12 protein-coding genes are annotated in these 14,812 nt (G+C 32.9%); 9 read left to right on the top strand and 3 right to left on the bottom strand.

All coding sequences use genetic code 11. The features are described from left to right. The first annotated feature begins 66 nt into the window (after positions 1–66). The 4 genes from EKM02_RS05285 to EKM02_RS05270 all read left to right on the top strand — a co-directional run bounded on the left by EKM02_RS05285 (position 67) and on the right by EKM02_RS05270 (position 4,017). Positions 67–522 carry a GAF domain-containing protein gene (locus tag EKM02_RS05285; protein WP_126452803.1) on the top strand — a complete coding sequence of 152 codons (456 nt, stop codon included), beginning with the start codon at positions 67–69 and terminating at the stop codon, positions 520–522. Between the two features lie 112 nt (positions 523–634). Continuing rightward, positions 635–901 (top strand): 30S ribosomal protein S15, encoded by a 267-nt coding sequence (rpsO, locus tag EKM02_RS05280; protein WP_066079886.1) that lies wholly within the window; start codon positions 635–637, stop codon positions 899–901. A 232-nt stretch (positions 902–1,133) separates the two neighbouring features. Next, on the top strand, positions 1,134–3,275 hold the full coding sequence (locus tag EKM02_RS05275) for a polyribonucleotide nucleotidyltransferase (RefSeq protein WP_126452801.1): 2,142 nt from the start codon (positions 1,134–1,136) through the stop codon (positions 3,273–3,275). Positions 3,276–3,390: 115 nt separating this feature from the next. Then, the gene (locus EKM02_RS05270) at positions 3,391–4,017 is read left to right on the top strand and encodes a hypothetical protein (protein WP_126452799.1); all 627 of its coding nucleotides are present in this window, start codon (positions 3,391–3,393) and stop codon (positions 4,015–4,017) included. 151 nt (positions 4,018–4,168) lie between these two features. Here the strand turns inward: EKM02_RS05270 and EKM02_RS05265 are convergent, their stop codons facing one another. Both EKM02_RS05265 and EKM02_RS05260 read right to left on the bottom strand, forming a co-directional pair. Next, positions 4,169–4,579 carry a hypothetical protein gene (locus EKM02_RS05265; RefSeq protein ID WP_126452797.1) on the bottom strand — a complete coding sequence of 137 codons (411 nt, stop codon included), beginning with the start codon at positions 4,577–4,579 and terminating at the stop codon, positions 4,169–4,171. Continuing rightward, complete coding sequence (locus EKM02_RS05260) at positions 4,576–5,253, bottom strand: DUF433 domain-containing protein (RefSeq protein ID WP_126452795.1); 678 nt, start codon at positions 5,251–5,253, stop codon at positions 4,576–4,578. The genes EKM02_RS05265 and EKM02_RS05260 overlap by 4 nt, the downstream gene beginning before the upstream one ends. Before the next feature lie 365 nt (positions 5,254–5,618). Here EKM02_RS05260 and EKM02_RS05255 point away from each other — a divergent pair, with 365 nt between their 5' ends. The 4 genes from EKM02_RS05255 (at position 5,619) to rpe (ending at position 12,440) form a co-directional block, all read left to right on the top strand. Beyond that, on the top strand, positions 5,619–7,544 hold the full coding sequence (locus EKM02_RS05255) for a DNA methyltransferase (protein ID WP_126452793.1): 1,926 nt from the start codon (positions 5,619–5,621) through the stop codon (positions 7,542–7,544). Between the two features lie 63 nt (positions 7,545–7,607). Then, positions 7,608–10,175 (top strand): DEAD/DEAH box helicase family protein, encoded by a 2,568-nt coding sequence (locus EKM02_RS05250; RefSeq protein ID WP_126452791.1) that lies wholly within the window; start codon positions 7,608–7,610, stop codon positions 10,173–10,175. A gap of 216 nt (positions 10,176–10,391) precedes the next feature. Continuing rightward, complete coding sequence (locus EKM02_RS05245) at positions 10,392–11,255, top strand: RNA polymerase sigma factor RpoD/SigA (protein WP_007137700.1); 864 nt, start codon at positions 10,392–10,394, stop codon at positions 11,253–11,255. A 522-nt stretch (positions 11,256–11,777) separates the two neighbouring features. Next, the gene (gene rpe, locus EKM02_RS05240) at positions 11,778–12,440 is read left to right on the top strand and encodes a ribulose-phosphate 3-epimerase (protein WP_126452789.1); all 663 of its coding nucleotides are present in this window, start codon (positions 11,778–11,780) and stop codon (positions 12,438–12,440) included. Between the two features lie 232 nt (positions 12,441–12,672). On the opposite strand, the gene EKM02_RS05235 is transcribed toward rpe, so the two are convergent. After that, a complete protein-coding gene (locus EKM02_RS05235) occupies positions 12,673–13,785 on the bottom strand; it encodes a helix-turn-helix domain-containing protein (protein WP_126452787.1) in 1,113 nt (370 codons plus the stop codon). Positions 13,786–13,897: 112 nt separating this feature from the next. Between EKM02_RS05235 and EKM02_RS05230 the strand changes: the two genes are divergently transcribed. After that, complete coding sequence (locus EKM02_RS05230; protein ID WP_158614721.1) at positions 13,898–14,794, top strand: tail fiber protein; 897 nt, start codon at positions 13,898–13,900, stop codon at positions 14,792–14,794. Positions 14,795–14,812 lie beyond the last annotated feature (18 nt).

Below are 14,812 nucleotides of genomic sequence, written 5' to 3'. Positions count from 1 at the left end.
TTAACAAATTTATGTAATTTTTAAAACTGGCTTTAAATACTTTTGTACAAATAAAAATAAAAAAACATGACATTTCAAGAATTACAACCAAAAGTAACCGAAATCACATTAAATACAACGCAATCCAAGGACGAAAAACTATTGTCTATTTGTGAACTATTAAGTAACTCTATTGACTATTACAATTGGGTTGGATTTTATTTTGCAAATCACGAGTCTAAAACATTGCACTTAGGACCCTATGTGGGAGCAGCAACAGACCATACGGTAATCCCTTTTGGAAAAGGAATTTGCGGACAAGTGGCTGTTTCAAACGAAAACTTTGTAGTTCCTGACGTTGCAGCGCAAGATAATTATATTGCTTGTAGTTTTACCGTGAAATCAGAAATCGTTGTACCCCTTTTTGTAAACGGAGAAAACATAGGACAAATTGATATTGACAGCCATGTCATAGATCCATTTACAAAAGAAGACGAAAAGTTCTTAGCCTTTGTGAATGAGGAAATTGCAAAATTGTATTAAGATTTAAAATAATTCATAATTCATAATTCATAATTCATAATTATTTTTTACTTTTGCACCCGTGTTACAATAGCTGTAAGGCATACATAAAAATCATTAAACAAATATTGGAATGTATTTAACTAAAGAGATTAAAGAAGAAATCTTCGCTAAACACGGAGAAAAAACAAACACTGGAAAATCAGAAGCTCAAATTGCTTTGTTCACTTTCAGAATTAGCCATTTAACGGAGCACTTGAAAAAAAATCGTCACGATTATAATACAGAGCGTTCATTAGTCTTGCTAGTAGGGAAAAGACGATCTTTGTTGGATTATTTGAAGAAAACAGAAATCAACAGATACCGTGAAATTATCAAAGTATTGAATATCAGAAAATAATCAATATGTAAAGAGGCGCGAGAGTGCCTCTTTTTGTTTTTATATTTCCGCGTCCAAAGTTCATTTTATAATCCTGACACAAAAGGGATTAGAATTAAGACTGCATTATAAGGTAAATACCAATTTGTATTTACAATAAAAAAGTTTCGTTTTTCATTGGGTTTTAAGCATTAACTACGCAAAATAACTACAACACAACTAAAATCCATTGTTTAATCAAGAAAATACAATTATGATTCCAAAAGTTTCAAGAGAAATTATCGATTTAGGAGATGGGAGAAGCATCTCAATCGAGACCGGAAAATTAGCCAAACAAGCTGACGGTGCCGTAGAAGTACGAATGGGAAATGCAGTGTTGCTGGCAACAGTTGTATCTGCCAGAAAAGCAAGCCCAGGAATTGACTTCTTGCCCTTAACATTAGATTATCGTGAAAAATTTGCTGCCGCCGGGCGTTTTCCTGGTGGTTTCTTTAAAAGAGAAGCAAGACCAAGCGATAATGAAATATTAACTATGCGTTTAGTGGATCGTGTATTGCGTCCTCTTTTCCCAAAAGATTATCATGCAGAAACGCAAGTGATGATTCAATTGATGTCGCATGATGAAAACGTAATGCCAGATGCATTAGCCGGTTTAGCCGCTTCGGCAGCTTTATCTTTATCTGATATTCCTTTTTCAACTTTAATTTCTGAAGTTCGTGTAGCCAGAGTTGACGGTCATTTCATCATCAACCCAAGTCGTACTCAATTAGAATTGTCTGATATTGACATGATGATTGGCGCTTCAAAAGAATCTATCGCAATGGTAGAAGGTGAAATGAAAGAAATTTCAGAAGCCGAAATGGTTGAAGCGATTAAATTTGCGCACGAAGCAATCAAAATTCAAATTGCTGCTCAAGAACGATTAGTTGCTGCTTTTGGTAAAAAAGAAGTACGAACTTACGATCAAGAAAGAGAAGATGTGGCTATTTATGAAAAAGTAAATGCTGCAGCTTATGACAAATGTTATGCAATTGCAAAACAAGGAACAGCAAAACACGAAAGAACAGCTCAATTTGCGGAAGCAAAAGAAGCAGTTAAAGCATTGTTTACTGAGGAAGAATTAGCTGAAAACGGTGATTTAGTTTCAAAATATTTTGCTAAATCCAGTAAAGAAGCCGTTCGTAATGTAACCCTTGATTTAGGCACACGTCTGGACGGTAGAAAAACAAATCAAATTCGTCCAATTTGGGCTGAAGTTGATTATTTACCTTCAGTTCACGGATCTGCTTTATTTACACGTGGAGAAACTCAAGCATTGGCAACAGCTACTTTAGGAACTTCCAGAGAAGCAAACCAAATTGACTCTCCATCACAACAAGGCGAAGAAAAATTCTACTTGCATTATAACTTCCCTCCTTTTTCTACTGGTGAAGCAAAACCATTAAGAGGAACTTCAAGAAGAGAAGTGGGTCACGGAAACTTAGCACAACGTGCTTTGAAAAATATGATTCCTGCTGATTGTCCTTATACCATTCGTATTGTATCTGAAGTATTAGAATCAAATGGTTCATCTTCAATGGCAACCGTTTGTGCAGGAACATTAGCTCTTATGGATGCCGGGATTCAAATGACCAAACCCGTTTCCGGGATTGCAATGGGATTAATTTCTGATGAAAAAACAGGCCGATTCGCTGTATTGTCTGATATTCTTGGTGATGAAGATCACTTAGGAGACATGGATTTTAAAGTAACCGGAACCGCAGATGGAATTACCGCTTGTCAAATGGACATAAAAATTGAAGGATTGGCGTACAACATCATGGAAGAAGCTTTAGCTCAAGCTCGTGAAGGTCGTTTGCATATTCTTGGAAAAATTATAGAAGTTTTAGCTGCTCCAAAAGCAGATGTAAAAGCGTATGCTCCAAAAATCATCACAAGAACAATTCCTGGCAACTTTATTGGTGCATTGATTGGACCTGGTGGAAAAGTGATTCAAGAATTACAAAAATCTACAGGAACTACTATCGTTATCAATGAAGTAAATGAGCAAGGAGTTATTGAAATTCTAGGAACAGATCCTGCCGGAATTGAAGCGGTATTGGCTAAAATTGAGTCCATCACTTTCAAACCACAAATGAACGAAGCTTACGAAGTGAAAGTAATCAAAATGCTAGATTTTGGTGCCGTTGTAGAATACACAGCTGTTCCAGGAAACGAAGTTTTATTACACGTATCCGAGTTAGCTTGGGAACGCACTGAAAACGTTTCGGATGTGGTCAATATGGGCGATGTCTTTATGGTGAAATACCTTGGACTGGATCCAAAAACCAGAAAAGAAAAAGTGTCCAGAAAAGCACTTTTACCAAGACCTCCTCGTGAGGAAAGAAAAGAGTAATCAGATCTTAGTTTACTAAAGGTTTATTTATAGGGAATCCCGTTTCATGAATTTGAAACGGGATTTTTGTTTAATTCATGAAAGTATTACATTTGAATACTAAATCACTAAAAATATGTTCTCTAAAGAATTAAAAAAAGCAATAGAAGAATTACCAAGTGCCGAAAAAGACAAGTTGATATTCCGACTTTTAAAAAAAGACTTAGATCTGGCTAACCGTCTTAATTTTGAACTAGTCGCTACCGAAACCGTAGATGAAAAGAGAAATGATTTTGAAAAAGCAATGCTAAAAAAAATCAATAACCTAAGTAATAGATTTTATTCAGTTGGGTATTTATTACAAGATATTCGCTATGTAAGCGGTGACATTAATGAACATGTAAAAATAACTAAAGACAAGTTTGGTGAAATAAGCCTAAATCTTAAAATGTTAATTCAACTCTTAACAACTAACGGCGAAAGAATAGAAACTGTGCCTTATTCAAAAGCGTACACGTTGTGTATCTATGTAATTGCCCGAGCTTTTAAAATTTTACTTTTAATAAAAGCTATTAACGAAGACTATTTTTTAGATTTTAAAGAAGACCTTTCCACATTAGGAAAACTAATTTATGACATTTCTTTTTTAATGCACACCGCTATTAATAATGAATTAGATGTTAATTGGCTGATTTCTGGAGAAATCCCTGAAGATATTGCGCGAATTCACAAAGAGATTAGAGCTAATGGATTTTTAAAATAAAAATGCTACACATTATAAAAACGATCGACTATAACCAATAAAAAACCCAGAGCAAGTCTGGGTTTATCTTATTTTTTTATAGTGCAGCACTAAAGCAAATGAATAGTAGGGCACTTAATAGAGCGCAAAGATACAAAGAAAACTATAATTATTATGATAGCCTTTCCATTTTATTAGGTGTAATTCTAAAAGCGAAGGGTCTATTATCGGATGATTTTTTTTTAATTTCTGGCCAGCGTTTAATTAATTGTTCTACCATTTCCCAAAAACTAAAACCCGTAGATGGCGGTTTGAAAAAGAAAACACCTAGCCCGTGTTTTTTGTATAGCTCATTTTGATGTCTGGTGGTATGAATTCTTAAATCTTGTGTTATGACAATTCCTCTTTCTTTTCCTACTAATGGAATCCAATCTTCATCTTTGACTCCTTTACCAAATACTTGTTTAATAGACAAAACTTGAATTTGTAATTTTTCATTTGAATTTAAATGTTTTTGAAAAACATTCAAGCCATCGGCAAGGTGATGTGAAAAATTTTCATCAATGTAAATGTTTGTCATCATGCTACGCTTTTACAATAATCAATGGCATCATTAACCTGTTTTAAAGATATTTCGTATGATTCAGCAATAAATTTTTTAGTCTCTTTTGATTTATATAGATTATAAATTGTTTGCGGATAAATATTGGTGTTTTTAATAACTGGTTGTCCAAACTGATGATCAGGATCTACAATTACACTATTAGATTTTCCTAATGGATAAAATTTATTCGCCAAATTATTTTTATCAAAATCTAAATTCTGGGCAAATTGTTTTATAAATTTTAAATTTAATTGTTTTGTAGCATCTAAATTTATAATTTCATTTTCACTAATCTCAAATAAAATTCTTTTTCCTGCACAAGTCATTTTTTCTATTATTTTAGAACTTGCAAAAGGAAAAGCCGTATCAAATCGTTTAGATAGCTGACTATGTGCATCTAAAATTCTTTGAGTTGGTACACCAACTTCTTTGAGTTGAAAAAAAATATAAAATTCAACTAAAGTGTGAAAACTTACAGCTTTACGATTATGAACTTTCCAAGAATATTTTTCACCATATTGGCTTGCAAATCTTTTATCCCAATATTCGTTTAGTAGACTATTAACTTTAGAATATTTTAAATTTAATATAGACGCAATGTCAGGAACTGTAAAAATCCCCAAACCTATTTCTATATGATTTTCAAATTCCATATTTTCTAATATTTTACACAAATCTAACGATTTATCTTTAAAGTCAAATTTTATTTAGCATTTGGCACCAAACTTATTTATGGAAAACAATACCTTTTTTTTATAAATTCTAATCAACTATATTTGCTACATAACTAAAATAAGTATTGAAAAAATAAATAGATAATAACAACATATAAAATTAGCGTTTAGCGAAAATTCCTGTATCTGAAAGGTCGAAAATTTCAAATACCTACGGGAGAGTTTAAGTTAACGTTCATGCCAAAGGCGTGGGCGTTACTTTGCTTTGTAGGTAGGGTATTCGACCACCTCAGATACAAGCACTGTAATTAGCCTGCGCTTCTTTTTGTTACTCCAACAAAAACATGAAACTATACGCTACGGTCGAAGCAGTCTTAAAAAAAGAACCCAATTATGTAACCGATGACGGTGACTTGAAAAAATGGGTAATCATTAGTAAAGCACAAAATTGCGATACAGAATTAATCTCCTTATTACTGGAAAACCAAGAAATTAAAACTCATTTTTTTATTCCTATCAAAGACATTTTGGTTTTTAACCAAGCCTTGTTTATCCAATTTATGGAGCAAAAAAACTACTTGAACGATAGTTTTACGGTTTATAAAAACAAAATAGGATTAACAATTGATGGCAAATTCTTAAAGCAACGAAATGAAGTAGCTCTAGTTTGGCCCTATAAAGATTGTATTCTTGAAGGCGGACAAAGCCGGGAAGAAGACAAACGGGAAGAAATTTTCTTTAATGAAGTGTTGGCACAAGATGAAATTAATCAATTACTAGACCCAAAAGTATTGACCAATGCAAAAGTTTTTACTACGGATGGAGAAAAAGTATTTGAAGGTTTTACTAGAAATGAGCAAGGAACAATAACTGATAATTTAGTTATAAAAGGCAATAATTTATTGGCTTTGCATTCTTTAAAAGAAGAATTTGCTGGAAAAGTAAAGCTTATTTATATTGACCCACCCTATAATACAGGTAGTGATGGATTTAAGTACAATGACAATTTTAATCATTCTACTTGGTTGACTTTCATGAGAAATAGATTAGTTGTTGCTAGGGATTTGTTGAAAGAAGAAGGTGTAATATTTGTTCAATGCGATGACAATGAACAAGGATATTTAAAAGTTTTGATGGATGATGTTTATAATTCATCAAACTTTATAGAAACCTTTATTTGGAAAAATACTGACAATGCACCAACATTATCGAAAAAATCAAGAAAAAATATTGAGTTTATACACTGCTATGAAAAAATCATTAATACTTCTAAAAGTTATAAAGGAAGAAATAGTGATAATGACGATGCGCCATTATTAAATAGTGGTAATCCAATAACAATATTGGAATTTCATAGCGGATTAATTCAATTCAAAATTACTGATGGAATTTATAAAAAAGGTAGTTATGATAAAATTGAATTAATTGATGATTTAGTTGTAGAAAATGGACTCAACAAAAATACAGTTAAATTAAAGGGAAGATTTAAATGGCAGCAATCTTTTTTGGATAATGAGATTACAAATGGTACCTATTTTTTAATTAAAACACTATTATTTTCAATTAGATATCAAAGAAAAATAGCTTCAAATATTGCACCTGATAAATTTTTAGACGAAAATTATTTGTCAAAAGCTATTGGGGTAGAAACGAATGAAGATTCAAAAAAACATATTGATTCTCTAAAGCTAAATTTTGATTCATATCCCAAACCTGAAACATTAATTGCCTTTTTAATAAAAGCTGTAACTGAAGAAAATGACATTGTACTTGATTATCATCTTGGTAGTGGAACAACCTGCGCAACAGCTCATAAGATGAAAAGACAATATATTGGTATTGAGCAATTAGATTATATAGAAACAGTTGCTGTTGAACGTCTTAAAAAAGTCATAACGAGCGAACAAGGCGGAATCTCAAAATCCGTCAATTGGCAAGGGGGTGGTTCTTTCACTTATTTAGAACTCAAAAAATACAATCAAACTTTTATAGATAAAATACTCGAAGCCAAAGACAGCAAAACTTTGTTAGTCATTTGGGAGGAAATGAAAAACAAATCTTTTTTGAATTATAATATCGCTATTCAAAAACAAGATAAACATATAGAAGACTTCAAACGATTAGAATTTTCGGCGCAACAAGAACTTTTGATTGCTTTGTTAGATAAAAATCAATTGTATGTGAATCTTTCTTCTTTAGAGGATAATGATTTTGAATGTACTGCTGAAGAATTAAAAGTAACACAGGATTTTTATCAACTCAAAAAATAGTCTCGTCAGAAACTCTGCCAGGGTTCAAAACCCTGACAGAGTTGAACGTAAAAACAAATATTTATGGCTTATTTATACGATACATTAATCAAAGAGTTTGGCAAAAGAGCCATTACTAAAATTGAAGTACCCAATTATATTTCCGATAATCTTAAACCAGGTTATGGAGAAAGACACTATCAAAAAGAAGCTTTTCAGCGTTTTATACTTTTCTATAACGAAGATTTTGAAGGCAAGCCAAGAAAACCATTTCATTTAATGTACAATATGGCGACAGGAAGTGGTAAAACACTTATAATGGCTGGATTAATGCTCTACTTGTACGAAAAAGGATATCGTAACTTTTTATTTTTTGTGCATTCAAATACCATTTTAGATAAAACCAGAGAAAATTTCTTGAATGCTTCAGCGAGTAAATATTTATTTAATCAAAATATTGTTGTCAATGGTCAAAAAGTATGTGTAAAAGAAGTGCGAAATTTTGATGAAGCCGATGATAGAAATATCAACATTCATTTTACTTCTATTCAAAAATTGCATTCAGATTTAGTGCAAAGCGAGAAAGAAAACGCATTGAGTTTAGAAGATTTTAAAAACAGAAAGATAGTTTTATTAGGAGATGAAGCACATCATTATAATGCCAATACACAAAGTCAAACGCAATTGTTTCAAAGTTGGGAAAAGTTAATCGAAGATATTCATCAAGCTGACTTGAATAATATACTGTTAGAATTTACAGCTACATTGGACTATGAAAAATCAGATATTGTAAAAAAATACGAAGATAAAGTACTCTTTAAATATGATTTAAAACAGTTTCGATTAGACAAATTTTCAAAAGAAATCAATTTAATCCGGTCTAATTATGATGAAAGGGAACGTGTCATTCAAGCTATTATCCTCAATCAATACCGACAGGAATTGGCAACCAAACAAAACATTAATTTAAAACCTGTAATACTTTTCAAGGCAAAACAAACTATAAAGGAGTCTGAACAAAACAAGCAAAATTTTCATCAATTGATAGAAAGTTTAGACGGAAGTAGTATTGATTCCATTCGGAAAACCTCAACGGTAACAATTGTTCAAAAAGCTTTTTCTTTTTTTGACAGTATTCATTTGTCGTCAAATGAATTGGCTAAAAGATTAAAATCTAATTTTCGTCCAGAAAATTGTTTGAGTGCCAATGATGAAAAAGAAAACGAAGCCAATCAAATAAAACTAAATACACTAGAAGATGCAAACAATCCTATTCGAGCTATTTTTGCCGTTCAAAAACTCAATGAAGGTTGGGATGTTTTGAATTTGTTTGACATTGTACGATTATACGAAGGGCAAAATTCAGGAGGTTCTAATAAAACGTTTGGAAAAACTACCGTCGCCGAAGCTCAACTAATTGGTAGAGGCGCGCGTTATTTTCCATTTATTTTAGATATAGATCAGGATAAATACAGAAGAAAATATGATGATGCGATAGATAATGATTTCAAGGTTCTGGAAGAATTGTATTATCATACCAAAGACGAAAACAAGTATATTTCAGAGCTCAAAAAAGCGTTAGAACATTTTGGAAGTACAGAGAAAGAAGAAGATTTTGTTCAATTTTCTCTTGAACTTAAGGAAGATTTCAAAACAACTAATTTTTACAAAACAGGAACAGTCATTTTTAATAGGCGAAAAGAGAAGAGTTATGCTTATGTGAAGTCATTTGCCGATTTAGGTGTTGTCAAAAAAAATTATGAGTACATTTTGTCTTCGGGAAGTGGAAGAATGTCAGGAATGTTTAGTTCTGATTTTGAAATTTTTGACGATAAGAATACTGCAAAAGATGTCAAGCTGAATGAGGTAATAAACCAACATATTATTAGATATGCATTAGCACAAAATCCATTTTTCCATTTCGATAAATTATCAAAATACTTCCCAAATATTCCGTCAACAAGTTTTTTTATCAACGACAACGACTATTTAGGCAATCTTGAAATTGCTTTTATAGGAACTAAAAAGAGACTAGAAAATATTTCAAATGAGGACTATTTACTAGCAATTAAAGGATTATTATCGGCAATTGAAATCGAGATAAAGGCAAATTTAACGCAATATGAGGGATCCGATTATATTCAGAAGAAAGTACACGAAGTTTTTAGAGATAAGCCATTAAAAATTTATAAAAATGATGAGCGAGCAGATGGACAAGAAAGTCTAGTGGCCAACGAACCGTGGTATGTTTACAATGCAAATTATGGAACAAGTGAAGAAAAAGATTTTGTGACAATGTTTGCTAAGAGATTTGAAATTTTAAACAAGAAATTTGATAATATATTTTTAATCAGAAATGAAAGAGAAATAAAAATCATTGATAAATTAGGTCGTGCTTTCGAACCTGACTTTCTTTTATTTTGCAAGCAAAAAGAAGGCGAAGAATTGACATTTCAAGTGTTTATTGAACCCAAAGGAGGGCATTTAATTTCTCACGATAAATGGAAAGAAGATTTTCTTAAAGAAATAGAAGGAGAAAAAAGAACCATAAAAATTAATACCGATAGATATAGAATTACTGGAGTTCCTTTTTATAATAATAAAGTGGAGAATGATTTTAAAAAATCATTAGAAAGCGTTCTAGAGGTTTGAAACGATAGTCTTCAATTCTAGCGTCAGTTGCATTAGGGATAGCAGTGGAAATCCTTTTTATTTTTTCTTTAAAAATAAAAAGATTGCAACGTATAGCCCGACCGCAGGGAATGCCCTTAAAAATCTTTCCTAAATAAAATTAAAAACAATTGTAACTTTTAGGCAACTTCATACGTATAACCATTTGTACACTTAAAATTTAGGAGACAAAAAAACATGAGACAACTAAAAATCACCAAGCAGGTAACCAATCGTGAAACCGCTTCATTAGACAAGTATTTACAAGAAATTGGTAAAGTTGACCTTATTACCGCAGACGAAGAGGTAGAATTAGCACAAAAAATTAAAGCCGGCGACCAGAAAGCATTAGAAAAATTGACGAAAGCCAATTTACGTTTCGTAGTATCTGTAGCCAAACAATACCAAAATCAAGGATTAACCCTTCCCGATTTGATCAACGAAGGAAACCTTGGACTTATAAAAGCAGCACAACGTTTTGATGAAACACGTGGTTTTAAATTCATCTCGTATGCCGTTTGGTGGATTCGTCAGTCTATCTTACAAGCATTGGCAGAACAATCTCGTATCGTTCGTTTGCCTTTGAACAAAATTGGTTCTATCAATAAAATCAACAAAATGTATGCTTTATTAGAGCAATCTAACGAGCGTCCACCTTCTGCTGAGGAAATTGCAAAAGAACTTGATATGACCGTAAATGACGTAAAAGAGAGTATGAAAAACTCTGGCCGTCACTTATCCATGGATGCGCCTCTTGTAGAAGGAGAAGATTCTAACCTTTATGACGTTTTACGTTCCGGCGAATCACCAAATCCAGACAGAGAATTAATCCACGAATCATTGCGTACCGAAATCGAGCGTTCCCTAGAAACATTGACTCCGAGAGAGGCTGATGTAGTTCGTTTGTACTTTGGTCTTGGTGATCAACACCCAATGACCTTAGAGGAAATTGGCGAAACTTTCGACCTGACTCGAGAACGTGTTCGTCAAATCAAGGAAAAAGCAATCCGAAGATTAAAACACACTTCAAGAAGCAAAATACTAAAAACCTATTTAGGATAAAAATGGTCTAAGGTCATAAAGTCTAAAGTTTTAAAGTCAGCGTACTTTATGACTTTAGACTTTTAAACTTTGTGACTAATAAAAGTAACGACGGTCTGATTAACTGTTCGTTTTTTGATTGATGATTGAAACTCCGGCTGATTACCGGAGTTTTATTTTTTCAATAAAACTTAGATCAGTTCTCCGCCGCGGCGGATCGGGCTTAGCTCTGTTCGACTTTCATTCTCGAGTCCGGAGTTTTATTTTTTTAAATCGGAATTGCTTTAACTTTTCACTATTAACTTTTCACTTTTCACTATTATGGCGTAACCCTCCGTAAAAACTTCGGGTCGGGCTATCGGCTGTATCTCTCCGCTACGCTACGAGGATGCCACCTCTATCCCTTACGCGCAATGTACGGACAACTCGCGAGTTGTCCCTTCTAAAAAAACTTTCACCAATTGCTGCAAAAAAACTACTTTTGCACTAACAACACAAACTGTAAAGACGCACTACAGTGCATCTCTATAAAACAACTACACAATGAAAAACACACTTATTGCACCATCAGTACTTGCGGCCGATTTTGGAAACCTGCAACGCGATATCGAAATGATCAATGACAGTGAAGCCGATTGGTTTCATATTGACATCATGGATGGTGTTTTTGTACCTAACATTTCGTACGGAATGCCAGTTCTAGAAGCCATAAACCGCCATGCAAAAAAAACAATCGACGTTCACTTAATGATTGTAGATCCAGATCGCTACATCAAAACTTTTGCTGAATTGGGCGCCAATATTCTAAGCGTACACTACGAAGCTTGTACCCATCTTCACAGAACCCTGCAAGCCATCAAAGCGGAAGGAATGAAAGCTGGAGTCGCCATTAATCCACACACAAATATTGACTTGCTAGAAGATGTAATCAACGACATTGATTTGGTTTGCATCATGAGTGTAAATCCAGGTTTTGGCGGACAATCATTTATCGAAAATACGTACGTAAAAGTTAAAAAATTAAAAGATTTAATCCATAAAAAAGGGGCGACTACACTTATAGAAGTTGATGGTGGTGTTACCAACAAAAACGCAAAACAACTTGTAGAAGCCGGAGCTGATGTACTGATAGCCGGAAGTTATGTTTTTAAAGCAGAAAATCCCGTTCAAACCATAAAAGAGTTAAAGGAACTAACTCGTTTCTAAAAAATAAAACACCCGTTCTATTACACACCTATTAGAACGGGTATTTATTATGTGCAATAAATAGTGTTTATCTTCCTGTTTTTAAGCCCGCTACTATCACTTATCGGCACTATTATTTTTGAATTTTATCGGTACTATACAATTCTTTTTCATTACTTATTCTCCTCTTTTTATTCTCAAGGATCTCTTACGATTTTAAATCAGGTATTTAGAGAATTTCTTTCAAAAAATGCTAATGAGTAATTGTGTTTACAAAATCACTAACAGATACTCCGATAAATTTTTTGAAGTTTTTAGAAAATGTAAATCTTGAATTAAATAAACATTTTTCGCCCAAGGAAGCTACGGTATAACTTTCCAGATAGCCTTCGTTTATTAGTGTTACTGCATAATTGATCTTGACCAGATTACTGAAATCATTGATGGAATAATGACAATAATATTTAAAAATAAGCTCTAGGTGTCGTCTAGGTATTTTTATTTCTTTTGCCAAAGCATCTGCTGTTAAGGTGATTTTTGCTATTAATGGGACTGATTTTTGCAGGACTTGAATGTCCATAAGAATGGTATCAATTCTTGCTTTAATGGCATTATAAACTATTAAGTCTTTTTCTTCTATAACTTTCAAAGGTTTAACATTCCAAATTAATAAGTCTTGAGGTGCGTTTTTCTGTAGGCTTTTCAATAAATTGTTTTCTCCAAATATAATAATTGGATTTCTAAACATATAGATCAATACTGCCAGCCATAGTAAAGAAGAAATCCGATAAAAAACATTTAAACTTATTCTTGGTTTCGCTTCGCTAAATAAAAAATAATTAGAATAAACAACTAATAAAAAAGTGACAATAGTAATTAATAGCGCCCAGGTTCTTATGGTTTTATAATTACCCTTTTCGAACATCGAAAGCTTCTTCATTTGTATCAATTCCTTTACCAGCAACATTATGGATACAAAATAGAAAAGAGTGAAAGCCAGATACAAAAGATAGCTAAGCTTGTAATCAACCATTAATATATCAATCAATATCAGCACGGTTGGTAAAATAAAATGCAACAACTCTTTTTTGAGTTTGCTGTTTCTACGAATAAGTCTTCTGAAAAATAAGTAGTAAATCGGAACAATAAAAAAGGCAACCGTCAGTCTTATTTTTAATGGGCTGTACGTAATTGTCGTGAACCCCAAGACTTCAATAGCATTTACAAATCGTTGCAATCCTGCCACAAATAAAATCATTATTAGGTAGACATTTGTTTTGCGATTTGGTTTTGGATTAAAAAGCATTAAGACCACCACAAATAGGCACAAGAAACCAACTAGTAAAGATACAACATTTAAAAACATGTGTCAAATATTCAAAATATGTCACGAATATAGGTGTTTTAAAACAAGTATGTGTATTGTATCTTTCTATTCTTGTTATTTGCTAGATATTAAATGTAACCTACTCTTTATTATGAAAAAAATCTACCTAATTCTTACCGTTTTTATTGTACTTCTTATCACCGTAAATGCAAATGCCCAAACGAATGTAACTTCATCTGGAATGTCTATTCAAGGAATTGCCCGTGATGAAACCAATGCGGCTATAGCTAACATTGACCAATTGGCCCTTGTTTTTACCGTATATTATTTAGGTGCTGGCAATAGTGAACAACTTATTTTAACCAAAACGGCAAATGTAAGAACCGATAATTTTGGTGTATTCTCTTATGTATTGGATATAGACCAATTACAATATAATCAAATCAGTACGCAATCTGCTTATTTAAAGGTTGTGCAGGGAAGTGTAGTTTTCTCTAATGAAAAATTGCAAGCGGTTCCGTATGCTATATATGCGCAAAATGGAGTACCCACCGGTTCAATTATGCCTTTTATAGGAACCGTAGCGCCAAACGGCTGGCTGCTTTGTGATGGTAGTGCCATTACTATTACTACAAATACTTTAAACCTAAGAACATTATTAGGTACCACAAATACACCAGACTTAAGATCGATGTTTTTGCGTGGTGCCGGCAATGGTAACGGACGTACTGGGTCACTATTAAAAATTGTTCAACAAGATGATCTTAAATCGCATTTGCATGGGGTAAATTTAAGCACCAATAATGTGGGAGAACATGATCATAATAAAGATAATGTCTTTAATAAAGTTTTAGCTATGGATAGTAAATATACCGTTGCAAATTCAGATAATAATAACAATAGTGGCTCAGAACCAAATTTAGGTTTTTCGAAATCAATTGCAGCTGACGGAGCCCACACTCACACTGTTTCTGGTAATACTGATACAACCGGAGGAACTGAAACCCGCCCTATCAACTATGGTGTAAACTATATTATCAAAATATAATCTAACCTGATTTCTTGC

This window comes from Flavobacterium sp. RSP49, from assembly GCF_003968735.1.
GTDB lineage: Bacteria > Bacteroidota > Bacteroidia > Flavobacteriales > Flavobacteriaceae > Flavobacterium.
This window is presented reverse-complemented; position numbering and strand designations above follow the sequence as displayed.